The sequence below is a fragment of the Acetobacter sp. ESL1128 genome (genome assembly GCF_058505085.1).
Window position 1 is genome coordinate 978,438 of the sequence record NZ_CP196369.1, and the last position, 19,122, is coordinate 997,559.

A 19,122-nucleotide genomic window follows, 5' to 3' on the forward strand; every position below is an offset into this window, starting at 1 on the left:
TTAGCCCGCATCCGCTTTATTCAGGCGTTGGTGAAGCTCTTTGCCTGTTTTGAAAAAAGGAACCAGCTTTTTGCTGACCTTGACCTGTTCCCCGGTCTTGGGGTTGCGGCCCAGGCGTGGCTCCCTTTCCTTGACGGAAAAAGCGCCAAACCCACGCAGCTCAACGCGGTTGCCTGCTGCCAGGCTGCTTGTAATGCCACCAAAAACCGTATTCACCAGCAGCGTAGCCTCTCTAAGCTGTAGGTGCGGGTTTTTCTCTATAAGAATGGCAATAAGTTCAGACCGCGTCATTGAGCCCCCTGCCGAATAGGGTAGAGAATTAAGGTCTGACTGAATCTGTGCCAGACAGATGCAAGCATTCCGTTCTCTATGGCTGAGCGTCAAGATAAAAAATGCGTGACGGTCAGGGCACAGGGCCAGACCGCCGTAGCATTCGGGATTATCTTAGGCGGTTGCTGCCTTTTTACCGCGCTTTGCACGGCCAGACGTATCGTCTTCATCACCAGCGGCGTGGATTTTGCGGCCAAGGCCGATTTCCCGTGCCAGCGTGGAACGACGTTCTGCATAGTTGGGGGCAACCATGGGGTAGTCCGCAGGCAGGTTCCAGCGTTCACGGTACTGCTCGGGGGACATGCCATATGCGCTCTGAAGATGACGCTTGAGCATCTTCAGCTTTTTGCCGTCTTCGAGGCAAACGATATAGTCAGGGAAGACCGAGCGTTTGACAGGAACGGCTGGCTGCAGTTTTTCCGGTTCGCTCTGCGGCTGGTCAGCCGTTTTGAGAGCCTGAAAAACGTCCTTGATCAAAACCGGAATGACAGCAGGGTCCGTCGGGTTGTTGGAGACGTGTGCAGACACGATCTCGGATACAAGATCTAGGAGAGGCGAATAGTTCTGGATCTCACTCATGACAGGCCTAATTAAAAATTCAGTGTGAATAATAAGAACCATACTCAATTATTTAATCGTTGTGAACTACCAATATACAAAAAAGCAAAAATAAGGCCCGTCTGGTATAAAATGTTGGAATGCCCGATTGATTTTTTTAGTATTTGAAGGAATTCGTATAAATTATTCGTAATATTTTGTTTAATAATACTCAATGATTATACAGGTGTGCAGAGCGGCTTTGTCCTGCGCTCGGGTTCTGGTGGTTGTCTTGGTGTTTTATGAAGTTTGATTGATAATATTATAATATTTCTGATAACGACCGCATTCGCAGGATGAGCGGACGGTAGAAAAGACAGTATTCCTATTTAGTATTGTCCTCTTGAGAATAAGGACTGCGTTTTTGGAATATCTGTAACGCTTTATAGGTGCGGTTGATTTTGGAACAAAAAAATCCCGGCTTTCCGTATGGAGGAAAGGCCGGGATTTTTAAAAACCGTGTATTCAGTCTTAACGAATACCGAGTTCGCTCATCAGAAAATCACGGAACACGGCAACACGCTTGGAGCTGCGCAATTCCTCAGGATAGACAAAATAGGCGTCCACCGTTGGGGTCGTAATTTCCGGCAGGATCTGCACCAGATCAGGGAACTTGCTTGCGGCGTAAGACGGAATGGACCCAATACCCAGCCCGGCGGCAATGGCGGAGGCCATGGCTGCCATGCTGTTGACCTCCAGCCGCGCAGGGCGAGCGTGGCTGCTGACCTGCCCGGCTTCGGCCAGCCAGTTGATATGGGCAACCGGGGGGTGGTGCTCACCGAACAGAACCAGTTGGTGGTTTTTAATGTCTTCCAGGCTGGAAGGCATGCCGTGGCGTTCAATATACTGTGGTGCGGCAAAAATGGGCAGGTTGAAGTCCGCCAGATGCCGCTGGATCAGGTCCGGCTGGCGGGGGGCGTGCATTCGTACGGCCACATCCGCTTCACGCATGCCAAGGTCCAGATCGTTATCTTCCAGAATAAGGCAGATATCAATTTCGGGATTGGCTTCCATAAACTTATGGAGTCGTGGCATAAGCCAGCAGTTACCAAAGCCTGTTGTGGTTGTAACCCGTAGGCGGCCTGCGGCTTTTTCCTTGCTCTCCGTCAGCAAGGTCTGTGTCATCTCCAGCTTGGAGAACACCTCCCGCACTGTTTTATGCAAGGTTTCCCCTTGCTCAGTCAGGATCAATCCACGCGCATGGCGGTGGAATAGGGGTACCTGAAGAACATCTTCCAGAGCAGAAATCTGTCTGGATACGGCAGACTGGCTTAGGTTAAGCACATCCCCCGCGTGGGTAAAGGAACCGGCTTCCGCTACGGCATGGAAAACCCGGAGTTTGTCCCAGTCCACGCACGCCTCCTGCTAAATTGACTGAAATTACAAAAGCACAATACCATGCTTTCAAAGTTACTACGTGCAGTAATTACTGCACGTGGTCAAGGTATGGGCAGCGTTACGTTTTGGGCAGTTCTGCCAAATACCGTTCCGCGTCCAGCGCTGCCATGCAGCCGGTGCCTGCGGCTGTAACAGCCTGACGGTATATTTTGTCCTGTACATCGCCCGCGGCAAATATACCGGGGACAGATGTGCGGGTCGTTCCGGGGGTGGTCTGAATATACCCTTCGGTATCGAGCGCGAGCTGGCCCTTGAAAATCCCGGTGGTGGGGGCATGGCCAATGGCAATGAACAGGCCATCAATTTCCAGCGTGGTTTCGCTCTGGTCCTTCAAGTTGCGCAGGCGCACGGCACTGACCACTTCTGGCGTTCCGGTGGAGAGAATATCTTCCACCTCGCTATCCCAGATGACCGAAATCTTGGGGTGGCTGAACAACCGGTCCTGCAGGATTTTTTCAGCCCGCAGGGAGTCGCGGCGGTGGATCAGGGTCACGTGGGCTGCGTGGTGGGTCAGGTACAGAGCTTCTTCCACTGCGGTATTGCCACCACCGACCACAGCCACCTTTTTACCCCGGTAGAAAAAGCCATCGCAGGTGGCGCAGGCGGAAACACCACCGCCTTGCAGGCGTTTTTCGCTTGGCAGGCCAAGCCAGCGTGCCTGGGCACCTGTCGCAACAATAATGGCTTTGGCATTATAGACGGTGCCGGAATCCCCAACCAGCCGGAAGGGGGAACCCGTGCTGAAGTCCACCTCTGTAATAATGTCGTATTCAATGCGGGTGCCAACATTCAGGGCCTGCTCGGCCATCTGTTCCATCAGCCACGGGCCCTGCACGGCTTTGGCAAAGCCGGGGTAGTTTTCTACATCCGTTGTAATGGTCAGCTGCCCGCCGGGTTGCAGGCCAGCCACCAGAACGGGGGAGAGGTTGGCGCGGGCAGCGTAAATGGCTGCCGTGTAGCCTGCGGGGCCTGCGCCAATAACAAGCAGGTCGGTTGTGATGGTCTCAGTCATGCCAGAAGAGTTCCCCAAAGCAAGAAGTGCGGGTGCAGTTGTGCCGCGCAAGCATGGTCCAAAATGTGTTGGACAAAAGGATATGACGGGTGACTTGGCGTTGAGCAAGTGTTGAGAGATCAGTTTGCGGCATGGCGGGGAGCGTGGCATATACTCCCCACTCTTCATGGGAGTGGCATCTTGCACAGGATAGGTCGGATAAGGTGACGGATCTGGACGCTGTTGATCTTCGTATCGTAGCTGAATTGCAGGATGACGGTCGCATGACCAATGTCGAACTGGCGCGGCGTGTTGGTATTTCCGCTCCTCCCTGCCTCCGTCGTGTTCGGCGGCTGGAGGAGGAAGGCGTTATCCGTGGTTATCACGCCCAGCCGGATGCAACGGCCCTTGGCTGGCCAATCATCTTTTTTGCGCTGATCGGCCTGGATAGCCAGAAAGAAACCGTGCTCTCCGCCTTTGAACGCCAGCTTGCCGAATGGCCGGAAGTGCGTGAATGCCACATGATTCGCGGTGGGGGGGATTTTCTGGTTCGCCTGATCGCGCGTGACGCAGCGCATGAGAACGCACTGACCCGGCAGTTGACCGAAGCCGCACACGTTATTCGGGTGCAGACATTGCAGACCATCCGCACCAGTCTGGAACGCAAGGGTGTGCCATTGCCCGGCCCGCGGGAAGGAACCGCGGAGTAATGCCAGCCACGGATGCGCCCGAGGGCGGTATGGCAGGTGGTCCCCAAATCAGCATTATTGTACCGTGTTATAATGAAGCCGCCAACGTGGCACCCCTTGTTGCCATGCTGGAATCCGTTATGGCGGGCCGCCGTTGGGAAGTGATTTTTGTCGATGACAATTCACCCGATGGCACAACAGCAACAATATGCGCGCAGGCAAGGCACAAAAGCTATGTGCGTGGCATCTGCCGTATTGGCCGCAGGGGGCTTTCCTCCGCGGTGATAGAAGGGGTTCTGTCCTCCTCCGCGCAGGTTGTCGCCATCATGGATGGTGACCTGCAGCATGATGAAAGCCGCCTGATCGCCCTGATAGACGCTGTATCCACGGGTGCATGCGATATTGCCGTTGGCAGCCGCCATGTGGCAGGCGGTAGCAATGCGGGGCTGGCCAATGCGTGGCGGCATGCCTTGTCGGATAGCGGAATATGGCTGGCGCAGCGGTTTTTGCCGGTCAGGCTGACAGACCCCATGAGTGGTTTTTTTGCTTTGCGCCGGGATACGTTTGTGGCCATTGCGCCGCATCTGTCGGGGGCCGGGTTTAAAATCCTGCTTGATCTGCTGCTTTCATCCAAAAAGCCACTTACTGTGCGTGAGATAGATTGTGGCTTCAAACCCCGTGTGGCGGGGGAGAGCAAGCTGGATGCCGTGGTCATGCTCCAGTTTGCCGCTCTTCTGGTTGAAAAAGTCTCACGCGGGTTGGTGCCTTTGCGCTTTGTGGCCTTCTGCGCCGTGGGGCTGGCGGGGATTGTCGCCAATCTGGGGGTTATGCATCTGGTCTGGCTGTGCGGAGTGCATTTTTCCACCGCGCAGGCCATTGGTACCGTTGCCGCCATGGTTGTGAATTTTTCGCTGGATAATAACTTCACCTATCGGGACCGGCGTCTGCACGGCAGGCGCTGTGTGTGGGGGCTGGTCCTGTTTATGCTGGTCTGTTCCGTAGGAGCGCTGGCCGATGTGGGTGTGGCACATCTGATGTATGCGCAAAGCTACAGGGTGAATGAGGCCAGTCTGGCTGGGGCCGTGCTGGCCGTAGTCTGGAATTATGCCATGTCCTCCACAATTGTCTGGAGAACCCGGTAATCTTGCGCGGCGGTCTGGCACAGTACGGATACTGGGCGTGGGGGCTGGGCCTTGTTACCGTTTTGCGCCTTGTGCTGGCCGCGTACATCCCGCTTGCACCGGATGAGGCTTATTACCGCATATGGGCGCTGGCCCCAGCCGGGGGGTACCTGGACCACCCACCCATGGTGGCCGTTTGGGCGCGTGTGGGCATGTTCCTTGTAGGCGACACTCCTTTAGGTGTGCGCCTTATGGGACCACTTTCCGCCTGTTTGGGCACGGTGCTGGTTGTTCAGGCCGCGTCCTGCTGGTTGCGCACCCAGCTTGTGCCGGAGCAGGCCCGCACAGGGGCTATTCGTGCAGGTGTTTTGCTGAATGGTACTCTGGGCATCGGGCTTGGCACTCTGGTCATGACCCCAGACACTCCTTTGCTTCTGTGCATAGCACTGATGCTCTGGGGTTTGGTGCATGCCTGTTTAGGGCGACAGAACTGGATGTGGCTGGTTGTAGGGCTGGCAGCCGGGCTGGGGTTTGAGAGTAAATACACCATGCTGCTCCCGCTGGGCGGGCTTGTCGTGTGGCTGCTTGCTACCAAAGTGGGCAGGGCATGGCTGCGTACGCCGTGGCCGTTTGTGGGCGCGTGCGTGGCGGCTGTCTGCGTTGTTCCGGTAGTCTGGTGGAATGCGCAGCATGGCTGGGTCAGCTTTTTCAAGCAGGGCGGACGGTTGGGGGACTGGAACCCCACACGTGCGCTTGGCTTTATGGGCGAGTTGCTGGGCGGGCAGGTTGGGCTGGCAAGCCCGCTGGTTTTTCTGTTTTTTGCAGGTGGTGTCTGGCTGCTCTGGCGGCGGCGGGATAGTTTTTCCGTATTGCTGCTGTGCATGATCATGCTGCCCGTGGCCGTGTTTGTGCAGCATGCACTGGGTGCGCGGGTGCAGGCTAACTGGCCAGTCATGCTGTACCCTGCCTTGGCGCTTGCTGCTGCATGGGTGCTCTGGCCGTGGTGGAAGGTGGCAGGTTTTCTGGGGTTGGGGCTTACGGGTATCGTTTGTGTGCAGGCGGCATTCATGCCGCTGCGCCTGCCTCCTCATCTGGATGTCACCTTGCGGCAGGTTGGGGGGTGGCCCGCTTTTGCGCGCGCTGTCTCAGCGCAGGTGCCGCAGGGGTTCCCGCTTGTTGCGGATGAATATGGTCTGGCGTCCGAGCTGGCGTTTTATGCGCCGGAGCGGGTGGTTGCCGGGGTTGAACCACGCTGGGCGCTATTTGCGCTCCCCCGACCTGCATGTGGGGCGCAGGCCTACCTTGTTCTCAGCCACCGGCGGCAGGGTCCACCAGATACCCGTTTTTTTGAGGTGCTGGACGCATTGCCAGAGCAGGTGCGCGCGCGCCGGGGTGTGGTGGCAGATACGTATTCCATCTTCCATGTAAGGCTGCGCTGTGCGGTGCCGGGTCTTATGCGTGATGCTGCTTTGCTTTCTGGCAATGCGCGCTAGCAGGCGGCGTTTGCGTGTTGATGTGAAAAAAGGCAGGATGGCAGGCAATCGCTTCGCCAGCAGAAACAGGAACCCGAGTTTATGGCTTCTCCACGGCTTGTGGCGGTCCAGATGGACCCACTTGAGCATGTTAATATTGATGGGGATTCAACCTTTGCCCTGATGCTCGAAGCTCAGGCACGCGGGCATAGCCTGTTTGTGTACGAAGTGGGGTCCATGGCTCTGGATGAAGGTGTACACGAAGCGCGTGGCGCAACCCGTACCGATGTCACGGCCCTAATGCGCCCGGTTACCGTGCGGCGGGAAAAAGGGCGGCACGCTACGTTTGGTGATGCCGAACGCCGCTCACTGCGTACGATGGATGTGGTGCTCATGCGTCAGGACCCACCGTTTGACATGGCTTATATTACCGCCACGCATATGCTGGACCATATCCACGGCGTTGGTCCCGACCGCGCACTCGTGGTCAATGACCCGCGCTGGGTGCGTGACAGCCCGGAAAAACTGCTGGTCACGCATTTTCCCGAGCTGATGCCGCCAACACTGGTGACATGGGACATCGAGCAGATTCGGGCATTCCGCGCCAAATGGAAGGACATAATTGTCAAACCCCTGTTTGGTAACGGCGGGAGTGGCGTTTTCCGTATTAAAGCAGATGACCAGAACCTGAACGCCCTGCTGGAAATGCACTTTGCCCGCTCGCGCGAACCTCTCATGATCCAGCGGTACGAACCCGCCGTAACCGCAGGGGACAAACGCATTATTCTGGTGGATGGTCAGCCGATTGGTGCGATCAACCGCGTGCCATCGGGGGATGACCACCGCTCCAACATGCATGTGGGGGGCGTGGCCTGCAAAGTGGAACTGAGTGCCCGTGATCGCGAGATTTGTGAGGCAATCGGACCGTTTCTTAAAGAACATGGCCTGATTTTTGTAGGCATTGATGTTATTGGGCAGTATCTGACGGAAATCAATGTGACATCCCCCACCGGTTTGCAGGAGCTGGAACGGTTTGATGGCACGAATGGTGCCGCCAGCATATGGGATTGTATTGAACGTAAGTTGTCTGTCCAATAAAAGCAGTCAGACCCTGTTGGGCGGTATCATGCCGGGCTGCCACACAAGGGTACTTTTGTGGTGTGTGCTGCAAGCAGGAAGGAAGAGAGTATAGTGGCTCTTGAAGAAATGTCCGCCAGCGGGCAGAGAGAGAACATGAGTGACGTTCTCCAAGAATACCCCTCCAGCGGAGGGGAAAGCCCCGTACCCCCTCCCTCGCGTTCTGCGCTTGATGCGGAGGCCGTCAAACAGGCCTATCGGCGTTGGGCCAATGTCTATGATCTGGGATTCGGCGGTATTTCGCGTTTCGGTCGCCTCAAGGCGGTCAACACGATCAATGCCCTGCCCGGCAAGGATGTGCTGGAAGTGGGTGTGGGGACCGGGCTTGCGCTCCCGCATTACAACCGCAGCAAGGTCATTACCGGCATCGACCTTTCAACCGACATGCTGGCCAAAGCGCGCGAACGCGTCAAACGCGATAACCTGAGCAATGTGACGGCCCTGCTGGAAATGGATGCAGAGGACACCACGTTCGAAGACAACTCGTTCGATGCAGCCGTTGCCATGTTTGTTGCATCCGTTGTGCCGCACCCGCGCAAGCTGCTGTGCGAACTCAAGCGTGTTGTCCGTCCGGGCGGGCATATCCTGTTCATCAACCATTTTCTGGCCCCCGGTGGTATTCGCGGCGCAGTGGAACACGCTATGGCGCGCGCTTCCCACTCGCTTGGCTGGCACCCCGATTTTGCCATGGAATCGCTTCTCCCGCAGGCAGACATCGCGCGGGCGACTATTCAGCCAGTGCGGCCTTTTGGCCTTTTCACGCTGGTTACTCTGGAAAATCTGCCGGATTAATAAACATGTGCGCTCCAGTTTTGGCTGGGGCGCTAGACATGCGTGGCTTGGCAGAACGCTTTTGTGCCATAAAACACTAGAATATGGTCGTTTTTTGTCTAGCGGGTTTACTGTTCTCCATTACGGGCCTGCACAGAATATGGAACATGGAGCATGATCTCCGCTCACAGCCTGTCTCACCAGTATTCGGCTCCGGTGGGTAAAACTGCCAGCCAACGGCAGGATGCCGCCGCCGGAACAGCGTATCTGCTACTTGCTGCTTCTGCCGCTCTTGTTGGGGGCGGTGTTTCCGTTCTGGCAGGTATGGGCATGTTGCCTGCAACCGGGCTGTGGGGCAGGCTTGCACAGGCCCATCCGGCCCTGATGCTCCTGTATGTTGTTGTTCCCGCACTGGTTAGTGGTTTTGGCACGCTCTGGCTGCCTCGTGCCCTTGGGCGGGGGAGCATGCTGCTGGGGCGGCTTAATCTGGCAGCCGTTGGGGTGTTTGCTCTGGCTGCGGTGCTGACCTGCACTCTGCCCGATGCACGTATTGCCCATATTCTGTGGTCACTGGGCGCGCTTATGTCCGCCATGGTCCTGTTGAGCACTATTTTTGACAGCTGCGCAGATAGTCTGGAACAGACGTCTTTCTCCCCCTTCGTGTGGGGGGAAATGCTGTCTGCTGCCGTGCTGTTGCTGAGTGTTCCGGTTTTTGCGGCTTCTACGCTGCGGACATGGCTGTGGCCTGCGACCAACCCTGTAATCGGCGCTGAGTATTTTGCAGCCCCCATCGGGTTGATTGTCCTGCTGGCCGGGTTCGGGATCGTGTTTGAAATGGCCGCCCGCATCGGGCAGGTTAAAACACGCCCTGTTGCCTATATTATGGCGGCTACTGCGGCTTCGGGCGTTGTGGCATGGGCCAAAAGCAGTCTGGCGCATGGAGCCGATAGCCAGACGGCGCAAATGGTTGGCAACAGCCTGCTGGCGTTGTGCTCCCTCTCCGCCGTGTGCCTTGCCGGTCTGTGGCTTGCAGGTACCTGGAAGGCACGGGTTTCGTTGCGTACGCCGCTGCTGTGGGGCATGGGTTTTCTGGCTGTTGTGGCCGGTGGCTGGGTTGTCCAGCTTGTGCAGGGCACAGGCTTGCACCCGGCTTTGCAGCTTGGCGCGCTTTATGCCGTTTGCGGTGGTTTTTACCTCTGGCGGGGTGAGGCCTGTGGGTTCTGGTACCCACAAAAGCTGGCTCGCCTGCACTTTGTGTTAACGGCGGCTGCAACGCTTTGCCTGTTTGTTTCTGGCATGCAGGTGCTGGGTTGTGCCCTGTTTGGCATGGCCGCACTGGTGTTTGTGCTGGCAGCAGTGATCAGCTTCCAGCGTGATATTCCAGTGGTTACTGGTCATGCAAATGTGGCAGCCAGCGCTGCCGGAGGGTCTGCCCTATGAGCGAAGCCAGTCTTTCCCAGCCGCAGGCCAGACGGCCACGTTTTAAAACGGAGCAGGTTGGTACGCAGGCGCGTGACTGGCTGGCTTTGCTCAAGCCCCGGGTTATTTCACTGGTTGTGTTTACGGGTGCTGCGGGTATGTTCATGGCACCCGGGCACCTTGACCCGTTTGTGGGGTTGGTTACCATATTCTGCATCTGTCTGGCCTCGGGCGCTGCCGGGGCCATTAACATGTGGTACGACCGGGATATTGACGCGGTCATGCAGCGGACCATTACACGGCCGGTACCCTCAGGGCGTATTCCCCAGAACGAGGCTCTGGCTTACGGGGTAGGTCTTTCCTGCCTGTCCGTCTGCCTTATGTGGATTGCAACCAATACACTGGCTGCCGCTATTCTGGCGTTTTCCATCTTCTTCTATTCCGTTATTTACACCATGTGGCTCAAACGCTCCACGCCGCAGAACATTGTTATTGGTGGGGCAGCGGGTGCCTTCCCCCCCATGATCGGCTGGGCGGCTGCTACGGGCCATATGGCACTTATGCCGGTGGTCATGTTCGGTATTGTGTTCTTCTGGACACCGCCGCATTTCTGGTCTTTGGCGTTGTACGCCTGCAAGGATTACGGGCGCGCGGGTATTCCCATGCTGCCGGTTGTGCGTGGCATGCGTCATACACGGTGGCAGATATTCTCCTACACACTGGTGCTGCTCGCTGTTTCGCTTATCCCGTCCTTTGTGGGGCAGAGCGGGCTGATCTACACGGTGACTGCCGTGGTGCTGGGGCTTGGGTTTGTTGCCTGTGCTGTGCGCGTGCTTCTGGAACCGCAGGACGAAAACGGCGTCAGCCAGAAGGGGGATAAGGCTGCGCGGATCTCGTTCCGGTTTTCTCTAGCTTATCTGTTCTTTCTGTTCTGTGGCCTTCTTGGTGACCACTTCTTTCAGATATGGATGCACTCAGCATGACCACTCTCCCAATGGACCAGAGCCCAGAACAGCTTGAACGGCAGAAGCGGCAGAGCCAGCGGGTACGGAGCATGCTGGTGTTCATGCTTGTTCTGGCTGGCATTATGTTTGGGCTGACATTGTTCCACCCGTAATGCCAGCCATGCCCGGCATGGGCCATTACCGGTATTTTTTGTAGTGAACGCACATAAAAACCCCGCCCTCCATAACGGAAGGCGGGGTTTTCTATTGTAGCTACAGTTTGGCCCGAGGTTTAGCGGGCCTGCTGAATGGCCGAAAGCAGCCAGCGCCCCCCGCGGGAGGGACGGACAAATGTCCAGACCTCGGTAATGGTTACGGGGGTGGTGGAGCTGCCATCAATCACCTGACCGGTGGCGTTGGTTGTCAGGTCGATCAGGCTGTAACGCATGGCTACACTTGCGTAATCCATGTTGTTCTCACGCCATGCTTCGGCCAGATCCCCCTGAAGGAAGCGCACATCCGAGACAACGTTGCGGGCACCCTGACTGGCCAGAGTTGCCAGCTGCTCATTGAAGTAGGAGACCATTTCCGGCGTGGCCATCTGCTGCATGGCCGGAATGTTCTGCTGGTTCCACGCACTCTGAATATCCATCAGCGTTTGCTGGAAGGACTGGTAATCCGCCGTGGTAATCTGCACGGGTGCCCCTCCTGCGGATGGCGTGGGGGAGGCAGGTGCTGCGCCGGGCATACCGCGGGGGGAGGACATGCCAAACCCGTTAGTGCCCTGGCTGGAACGCCCGAACCGGCGGATCAGCCACAGGATGAGCATAACCACCAGCCCGATCTGGACCAGAAGCCCCAGAAAGCTGAAGAAGCCGTGCATCCCACCCATAAAGCCATGGCCGCTCAACATACCAAACAGCCCGGCTCCCAGAAAACCACCGGCCAGACCGGTCAGGAACGGGTGGCGGTTGGGGTAGCCCATGGGGCGGGCAAAGGGAGCACCCATTTGCGGTGCGCCATAGCCGGGGGTGGGCGCAGTGCGCGGCGTAATGGAGCGGTCCATGGGAGCGGTGCTGTACGGCGTTGTGCGCGTAACAGGGGGCGCGCTCCATGTGCGGCTGCCACGGCTCCCCATGGACCCACCCTGACCGGGCCGTGCATCGGCCTGTATGGCCAAGGGTCCGGCCAGCAGGCTGGCAGCCAGCAATGCATGAAGGGTCGATCGCAGCAGACGTGATTTCACGGGTTTTTGGTCTCCGGCTAACAGTTATGCCCCGGCAGTATTCAGGACATCTGTGCGTAATGTGGGGGCGTCGGTGCCAAAACGGAATACCAGATCATCCGCTAATGTGATGGAAGCAAAAATTTCCAGCAGATTCCCCGCAAGGGTAAAGCCCGCTACGGGCTCGGCTATCTGGCCATCACGGATCATGAAGCCCGAGGCACCACGGCTGTAATCCCCGGTCAGGCCGTTAATGGAGGAGCCCATCATTTCCGTAATGTACAGCCCTTCCCGAATGTCGGCCATCAGGGCTGAGGGGGAAAGATGACCGGGTTCAAAGAACAGGTTGCTTGCTGAGGGACCGGGCGGGCTGGCCGTGCCGCGGGCTGCGCGGGCATTGCTTTGCAGGCCAAGCTGGCGCGCGCTCCGGCTGTCCAGCACCCAGGTTTGCAAAACGCCACCCTGTACGAGCGAGAGCGGGGCGACGGCCATGCCCTCTCCGTCAAACGGGCGGGAGCGCAGGCCTTTTATGCGGGTCGGGTCATCGGTAATGCCAACCGAGCTGGCAAAAATGGCCTGCCCCATTTTGTCTTTAAGGAAGGATGTGCCACGGGCAATGGTGGTACCCGTAATGGCCCCCACAAAATGCCCCAGAAAGCTGCCAGCAACCCGTGGATCAAACACAACAGGGTAGCGCCCCGTTTTGGGGCGGCTCGGGTTCAGGCGTGCAACTGCTTTTTGCCCGGCATTGCGGCCAAGTTCTGCCGCGTCCTTCAGGTCATGCAGCCAGACTGTGCCGTGGTAGTCGTAATCACGCTGCATGCCATCCCCCGCACCTGCCAGAACACAGACGGAGTTGGAATGGCTGGTGCGGCTGTAAGTGCCCGCAAACCCGGCGGAGGTTGCCAGAGTAATGTCGGTGCGCCCCCAGGACGCACTGCTACCCGCGCTGTTGGTCACGCCTTTTATGGCCAGTGCGGCTTCTTCCCCCGCCTGAGCGCGTGCGAGCAGGGCGGCTGTATCGGGCTCGGCCGGGTCTGCCAGTTCCAGAGCATTGGTCTGGAATGTGCCTTGCATGGCGTTGGGCGCAAGGCCTGCGTACTGGTCATCGGGGAGCACGCGGGCCATGGCCAGAGCCTGCTCGACCAGCGCGCCAAACTTGGCCCGGTCCGGAGTTGTGGTGGAGACAATGGCGTTTTTGTTGCCAACAAAAACCCTCAACCCCAGATCGGTTGTTTCCGAGCGTTCCAGTTCTTCTGTCACGCCATTGCGCACACCAGCGCCTACAGCGGTACTGCTGACAAAAACGGCATCGGCGGCATCCGCACCACTGGTGCGGGCAAGCTTAACCAGATCGGCAATAAGGTCGAGGGGCTGTTGCGTCATGCTGCCAGTGTCTCCTTGATGCTTTGCAGGGAAGGAATGTGGCCGATGGGGCCAAGGGCTGCAAGTGTTGGCGTTCCGGCAAAAATGCGGGCTGCCGCACGGCAGATGTCCTCCCGCGTGACGGCCTCGATCTTGGCGACCGTTTCATGCGTGGGGATGACGCGGCCAAAAATCTGGAGTTGCCGTGCAATCTGCTCGCACCGGCTGCCCGTGCTTTCGAGCGACATGAGCAGGGAGGATTTAAGCTGCGCGCGGGCACGCACCAGCTCGTCCATGCTCACTTCCAGCTGGACTTTGCGCAGCTCTTCCAGTGTTACGGGAATAAGCTCTGCGCATTCCTTTTCCCCCGTGCCGGCATAAATGCCAAACACGCCGCCCCCTTCAAACGGGGCGTTAAAGGAATAGACCGAATATACCAGCCCGCGTTTTTCCCGGATTTCCTGAAAAAGACGTGAGGACATGCCCCCACCCAGCAGGGTGGAAAGCAGCAGGGCTGCGTAATAGTCGGGGTCATGGTACCCGGTGGAGGGGAAGCCAAGCACAATATGCGCCTGATCCAGCTCCTTGATCTGGCGGAACTCGCCCCCGGCGTAGTGTGCGGCCTCCATGGCTGGGGCCTTGGTTGTGGGCAGGTGGGCAAAATGCTGCTCAACCTGCGCAACAACAGCCTGATGCTCCAGATTGCCAGCAGCGGCCACAATCATGTTCGCAGGGTTGTAGTGCGTGCGCATATACGAGGTAAGTGTGTCGCGCTGCATACCCTTGATCAGCGCCTCGGTGCCCAGAATGGGGCGCCCCATGGGCTGGTTGGGAAAAGCGGTTTCCTGAAAATGATCAAAAACAACGTCATCCGGCGTATCGTTCGCCTGACCGATTTCTTGCAAGATCACGCCCCGCTCGCGTTCAAGCTCGGCGGCATCAAACGTGGAGTGGGTGAGAATATCGCCAATAATGTCGATCCCCAGCCCAAGATTTTCCTTGAGAAGCTTGACGTAAAAAACCGTCTGCTCGCGGGCGGTATAGGCGTTGATATGCCCGCCCACATTTTCAATCTCTTCGGCAATGCGCAGGGCAGAGCGGCTGGTCGTGCCTTTGAAGGCCATGTGTTCCAGAAAATGGGATACGCCATTTTCCGCCGCGGTTTCGTTCCGGGTGCCAGCGGAAATATAGGCTCCGAAGGAAACGGTTTCCACACGGTCCATGCGTTCGGTCACAACGGTCAGGCCGGAGGGCAGGCGGGTGAGCTGGATGGGGTCTGTCATTCTTGTCCTGAAAAACAGCAGGGCTGCCGCGTGGGCAGCCCTGCAATGGGGGAGGGTGTGTTTTACTTAGCCTGCGTTGGAAAGAACCGCCGCGCGGACTGCATCCTTGATCGCGCCTTCGGTCGCGGGGACCGTGCGGTAACGTTCCTCCCGCTCGAACAGGTCCGCCAGATGCACAGGGAGCGCGGGGTGAATACCCGTTGCGGCCACCATGGCGTCGGGGAACTTGGCCGGGTGTGCCGTGGCTTCGGCCACCATGGGAATACCCGGCTGGCGGAAGCGGCGGCCAGCGGCAATACCAATGGCGGAGTGCGGGTCGGCCATATAGCTGGACCGCTGGTGCAGGGTGCGGATCTCGGCCTCGGTCTGGGCATCATCCAGCGCCAGACCAGAGAACAGGGTGCGGGCGTTCTCCCAGACTTCGGCCGGTACGTCCATATGCCCCGTGCTGCGGAAGCCGGTCATGATCCGGGCGCAGGCCGGGGCATCCCGCCCGAGCAGTTCAAACAGCAGGCGTTCGAAGTTGGAGGAAACCTGAATGTCCATGGAGGGGGAGAGGCTGGGCACCACCCCTTTGATGGTCATGTCATTGGCGTTGAGGAAGCGGGTTAGAATGTCGTTCCGGTTGGAGCCGACGCAAAGCTGGCGGATGGGCAGGCCCATCTTGCGCGCAGCCCATGCTGCCAGAATATTGCCGAAGTTGCCCGTGGGCACGGCAAAGGAGACTTCACGCTCCGGCGCGCCCAGAGCAAGTGCGGCATGCACATAGTACGGGATTTGCGCGGCAATACGCGCCCAGTTGATGGAATTGACGGCAGAAAGGTGCATCTCCCGGCGGAAGGGAATATCCGCAAACAGGCTTTTTACAAGATCCTGACAATCATCAAACGTGCCTTCAACCGCAAGGTTGGTCACGTTGGGTTCACGCACGGTGGTCATCTGCCTGCGCTGCACTTCCGATGTGCGGCCCTTGGGGTGCAGGATGATCACGGACAGGCGCTTGCGGCCCCGGCAGGCTTCAATGGCAGCGGAGCCCGTATCCCCCGAGGTGGCACCGACAATGGTGACGTGCTCGTTACGCTGGGTCAGAACATGCTCAAAAAGCTGGCCAAGCACCTGCATGGCCATGTCCTTGAAGGCAAGGGTCGGGCCGTGGAACAGTTCCTGCACGAACAGCCCGTCCTCCACCTGTGTCAGCGGCACAATGGCGGGGTGGTCAAAACCGGCATAGGCTTTGGCGCACAGGGTTTTGAGCGTGTCTTCGTCAATATCGGAGCCGGTAAAACGGGCCAGAATACGGGCTGCCAGCTCCGGGTAGGGCAGGGCACGCATGGCCTGCCACTCGGCTAGCGAGAATTCGGGCCATGTCTGTGGCAGATACAGCCCGCCATCTTCGGCAAGGCCACTCAGCAGGACATCGGAAAAAGAAAGAACGGGAGCATTCCCGCGTGTGGAAATGTAGCGCATGAGGGCGTTTATATCCTGAATGACGGATGCCGCGAAGTGGCTTGTACGATAATTTCGGCAGTGCCTAGCCCGGCGGGGGTGTTGTGGGCAGGGTCAGCTCGTAAATGGTGATCGGCCATGTAATGGTGGCCGAGGGCGCGCCAAAAGCCGTGCTGTGGTTGAGCTGGCTGGCGGAAACATACAGGTGCCCGTGCCCGTCCAGCCCCGGTGTGGTCGGCCATTGCAGGCGCGGGTCGGTTATCAGCCTGCGTGGCACCCGCCCGGTGGTGTAGCTGAGAATGCTCGATGTTGTGATGTCGGCCCAGTAAAGCGTGCCGTCATTATCAATGGTCATGCCGCCAAGCGATGGGGTTTTGAACCATTGTGTCACGCTTTCCTCAAACGCGGCGGGGGTTATGTCGGGGTCGGTAAAAATGGCGGTGGACACGCGGGAGAGGTATTGCCCCGGAGCCTGAAGCACAATCCACGTGCCATCGGGGCTGACCGCAACCATGCTGGCATCCACGGCTGCGTATCGGCCTGTGTTGTCCCGCACCGGGCCGGTGGGCGTTACAATCGGGCGGCTGGCAATAAGGTCGGGGTGGTGGTCCAGAAAGCGCCGGGCTGTGGCGGTGGCAATATCAATGACCAGCAGGCCCGCAACGCCTGAATCGGGCACGTAAGCCGTAGTGCCATGCACGGCAATGCCCGACAGAATACTCCCCGGTCGCAAGGCGCTGGCCTGTACGGGTACCGTGCGGAGTACGGTGTTGGTGCCAGGGTCAATTTCCACCAGTTTGGGGGCGGCTACGGGCGGGTTCTTGCGGTTTGTCACGCCGCTGTCGAGCATCCATATGTGGCCGTCTGCGGTTCTGGTCAGCCCGCCAAGGGCTACAAACCGGGTTTGTGCATCCCCTTCGGGCGCGTTCCATGCAGCATTGGGCCATGCGGCCAGTTGCCCGTTTGTGTCCCGCACAAAAAGCTGCGGGCCGGTGTTGCCAACCCATGCCGGGGCTTCCAGCAGCATGCGCCCGTCAGGCAGGGGGAGCACTGCATCCCATATCTGGCTGCTGGACTGCATGAAGGGCTGGAGCGCACTGGCAGGCAGTTCCGCAACCTTGGGCATGTGCAGCGCCCATGCCGGGGCATTGGCCAGCGGGAGAGCAAACAACGCTGCCAGCAGGCCAAAAGCCGCGCGGCGATTGGGGGCGTAAGAGCGGGGGATAAGAACAGTCATGCGCGCGGGCACCCGGTTGGTGGAGAGTCAGGCAAAAAACGTGGGCAGGAGTTTCCGCCCCACAGGCGGGCCTTACAAACGCCTTGTGTGCAGGGCCGGTTTGTTGTGGGTGTGGTACGCTGCCTTTTACGCATCGGGGGCGCGCTCAAGGTAACGGCGGCGGATATGGGTCAGGTAGGCCGTGGCGTCCAGCGGTTTGCCGGTGGCATCCTGTATGATCCGGGGCATGCTGGCACTGCGCGCGCGGCCATGAACATTCTGGCGCAGCCATGCCAGCAGGGGGGCAAAATCCCCCTGACCAATGGCGGGCAGAATGGCCGGGTTGGCTTTGCAGGCCGCGTTGCGCAACTGGGCCGCGGTCATGGCACCAAGGGCATAGCAGGGGAAGTAGCCGAACAGCCCCGCAGGCCAGTGAATATCCTGCAAACAGCCGCGCCGGTCATCTGGCACGCGCAGGCCCAGCAGGGCGTGCAGGCGGTCATTAAACGCTCCGGGCAGGTCGGCCAGTGCCAGATCGCCCGAGATCAGGGCTTTTTCCAGCTCGTAGCGGACCAGAATATGGGCGGGATATGTGACCTCATCCGCATCCACCCGAATAAAGCCGGGTTCAACATGCGTCAGGTGCCGGTGCAGGCTGGCTGCGTCCCATCCGGGGGTGTTGTCCGCCACGCCAAAACTGTTGCGCACCTGCGGAGCCAGCCAGTTTGCAAAGGTGAGGGAACGGCAGAACTGCATTTCCATCAGCAGGGACTGGCTTTCATGCAGGGTCATGCCGCCGGACTGGCCCACAGGCTGGCTGGCCCATTCGGTCGGGAGCCCCATTTCATACAGGGCATGGCCTGTTTCGTGCAGCACACCCATCATGGCGGGAATAAAATCCGCCTCCACGTAGCGGGTGGTCAGGCGTACGTCGTGGGTCGCACCACCGCAGAACGGGTGCGCGCTTACGTCCAGTCTGCCGCGTGTTACGTCAAACCCCATATGGTGCATCAGGCGGCGGCCCAGAGCTTCCTGCCGTGCAATGGGGAATGGACCTGCGGGGGGCTGAAGGGCTGGCAGGCTGGCCTGCTGTTCCAGCACGGAGCCAATCAGTTCAGGCAGTTCTGCGGCCAGAGACGTAAAAACAGGGTCAATGTCCGCCTGCCGGGTGCCGGGGTCAAAACTGTCGAGCAGGGCATCGTAGTCAGTCAGTCCCATGGCCTCGCCCGTGGCTACGGCGGTTGCACGGGTCAGGCGCAGCACTTCTGCCAGATGCGGCTCAAGGCTTTTAAAGTCACTTTCCTCACGCGCGGTACGCCATGCCATTTCGCACCGTGCCGTGGCCTGTGCGCTGGCTTCCACCAGCTCACCCGGCAGGGCGGTGGCCTGAGTGTGCTGCCTGCGCATCTGCTCCAGATTGGCAGCGCGCCACGGATCATCCCCCGCATCGGCCTCGGCCAGCAGGTCCGCCATAACCGGAGCGGTCAGGATTTCGTGGCGCAGCCCTTCCAGCATGGCCAGATTGTCCGCCCGGCGTTCGGCAGCGCCCGATGGCATCATAACTTCCTTGTCCCACCCCAAAATACCAAGGGCATCATTGAGGGAGGAAAGGCGCGCAAAGTGGCGTTCGAGGGAAAGATAGGCTTTGTTCATGCAGGGGATGCTACAGCATCATGCCCGCAAACAAAATGTGTCTGATCGGGCATATCCACCTTTCA

Annotated in this window: 18 protein-coding genes; 8 read left to right on the forward strand and 10 right to left on the reverse strand. The window is 58.8% G+C overall.

The window, feature by feature from the left end; all coding sequences use genetic code 11:
- The 4 genes from ACSYTG_RS04580 to trxB all read right to left on the reverse strand — a co-directional run bounded on the left by ACSYTG_RS04580 (position 1) and on the right by trxB (position 3,337).
- Entirely contained in the window at positions 1–291 is a 291-nt protein-coding gene (locus tag ACSYTG_RS04580) for an integration host factor subunit beta (protein WP_086645467.1), read from the reverse strand.
- 153 nt (positions 292–444) lie between these two features.
- Positions 445–909 (reverse strand): Ros/MucR family transcriptional regulator, encoded by a 465-nt coding sequence (locus ACSYTG_RS04585; protein WP_086645466.1) that lies wholly within the window; start codon positions 907–909, stop codon positions 445–447.
- Positions 910–1,398: 489 nt separating this feature from the next.
- Entirely contained in the window at positions 1,399–2,280 is an 882-nt protein-coding gene (locus tag ACSYTG_RS04590; protein WP_095349392.1) for a LysR family transcriptional regulator, read from the reverse strand.
- A gap of 103 nt (positions 2,281–2,383) precedes the next feature.
- On the reverse strand, positions 2,384–3,337 hold the full coding sequence (gene trxB / locus ACSYTG_RS04595) for a thioredoxin-disulfide reductase (RefSeq protein WP_278740964.1): 954 nt from the start codon (positions 3,335–3,337) through the stop codon (positions 2,384–2,386).
- Positions 3,338–3,600: 263 nt separating this feature from the next.
- Here trxB and ACSYTG_RS04600 point away from each other — a divergent pair, with 263 nt between their 5' ends.
- The 8 genes from ACSYTG_RS04600 (at position 3,601) to ACSYTG_RS04635 (ending at position 11,042) form a co-directional block, all read left to right on the forward strand.
- A complete protein-coding gene (locus ACSYTG_RS04600; RefSeq protein WP_233129058.1) occupies positions 3,601–4,026 on the forward strand; it encodes an Lrp/AsnC family transcriptional regulator in 426 nt (141 codons plus the stop codon).
- The gene (locus tag ACSYTG_RS04605) at positions 4,026–5,147 is read left to right on the forward strand and encodes a glycosyltransferase (RefSeq protein WP_489783004.1); all 1,122 of its coding nucleotides are present in this window, start codon (positions 4,026–4,028) and stop codon (positions 5,145–5,147) included. The genes ACSYTG_RS04600 and ACSYTG_RS04605 overlap by 1 nt, the downstream gene beginning before the upstream one ends.
- Before the next feature lie 2 nt (positions 5,148–5,149).
- Positions 5,150–6,619 carry an ArnT family glycosyltransferase gene (locus ACSYTG_RS04610; RefSeq protein ID WP_489783003.1) on the forward strand — a complete coding sequence of 490 codons (1,470 nt, stop codon included), beginning with the start codon at positions 5,150–5,152 and terminating at the stop codon, positions 6,617–6,619.
- Between the two features lie 81 nt (positions 6,620–6,700).
- Positions 6,701–7,696: a glutathione synthase gene (gene gshB / locus ACSYTG_RS04615; RefSeq protein WP_165925422.1), complete on the forward strand. Its 996-nt coding sequence runs from the start codon at positions 6,701–6,703 to the stop codon at positions 7,694–7,696.
- A 135-nt stretch (positions 7,697–7,831) separates the two neighbouring features.
- On the forward strand, positions 7,832–8,527 hold the full coding sequence (locus ACSYTG_RS04620; RefSeq protein ID WP_086645670.1) for a class I SAM-dependent methyltransferase: 696 nt from the start codon (positions 7,832–7,834) through the stop codon (positions 8,525–8,527).
- 153 nt (positions 8,528–8,680) lie between these two features.
- Positions 8,681–9,946 (forward strand): heme-copper oxidase family protein, encoded by a 1,266-nt coding sequence (locus tag ACSYTG_RS04625; protein ID WP_415420467.1) that lies wholly within the window; start codon positions 8,681–8,683, stop codon positions 9,944–9,946.
- Positions 9,943–10,908, forward strand: a complete 966-nt coding sequence (locus tag ACSYTG_RS04630) for a heme o synthase (protein ID WP_086645458.1) — start codon at positions 9,943–9,945, stop codon at positions 10,906–10,908. The genes ACSYTG_RS04625 and ACSYTG_RS04630 overlap by 4 nt, the downstream gene beginning before the upstream one ends.
- Positions 10,905–11,042 (forward strand): hypothetical protein, encoded by a 138-nt coding sequence (locus ACSYTG_RS04635; RefSeq protein WP_415437751.1) that lies wholly within the window; start codon positions 10,905–10,907, stop codon positions 11,040–11,042. Before ACSYTG_RS04630 ends, ACSYTG_RS04635 begins: the two co-directional genes overlap by 4 nt.
- Positions 11,043–11,161: 119 nt before the next feature.
- On the opposite strand, the gene ACSYTG_RS04640 is transcribed toward ACSYTG_RS04635, so the two are convergent.
- The 6 genes from ACSYTG_RS04640 to ACSYTG_RS04665 form a co-directional block, all read right to left on the reverse strand.
- Entirely contained in the window at positions 11,162–12,115 is a 954-nt protein-coding gene (locus ACSYTG_RS04640; protein WP_489783002.1) for a Tim44 domain-containing protein, read from the reverse strand.
- A gap of 24 nt (positions 12,116–12,139) precedes the next feature.
- On the reverse strand, positions 12,140–13,480 hold the full coding sequence (locus tag ACSYTG_RS04645; RefSeq protein ID WP_489783001.1) for a TldD/PmbA family protein: 1,341 nt from the start codon (positions 13,478–13,480) through the stop codon (positions 12,140–12,142).
- Positions 13,477–14,742: a M16 family metallopeptidase gene (locus ACSYTG_RS04650; RefSeq protein ID WP_086645455.1), complete on the reverse strand. Its 1,266-nt coding sequence runs from the start codon at positions 14,740–14,742 to the stop codon at positions 13,477–13,479. The genes ACSYTG_RS04645 and ACSYTG_RS04650 overlap by 4 nt, the downstream gene beginning before the upstream one ends.
- 66 nt (positions 14,743–14,808) lie before the next feature.
- Complete coding sequence (gene thrC / locus ACSYTG_RS04655) at positions 14,809–16,209, reverse strand: threonine synthase (protein WP_086645454.1); 1,401 nt, start codon at positions 16,207–16,209, stop codon at positions 14,809–14,811.
- 64 nt (positions 16,210–16,273) lie between these two features.
- On the reverse strand, positions 16,274–17,425 hold the full coding sequence (locus ACSYTG_RS04660) for an L-dopachrome tautomerase-related protein (RefSeq protein ID WP_489783000.1): 1,152 nt from the start codon (positions 17,423–17,425) through the stop codon (positions 16,274–16,276).
- 126 nt (positions 17,426–17,551) lie between these two features.
- Complete coding sequence (locus ACSYTG_RS04665; RefSeq protein ID WP_489782999.1) at positions 17,552–19,057, reverse strand: carboxypeptidase M32; 1,506 nt, start codon at positions 19,055–19,057, stop codon at positions 17,552–17,554.
- Positions 19,058–19,122: the final 65 nt, after the last annotated feature.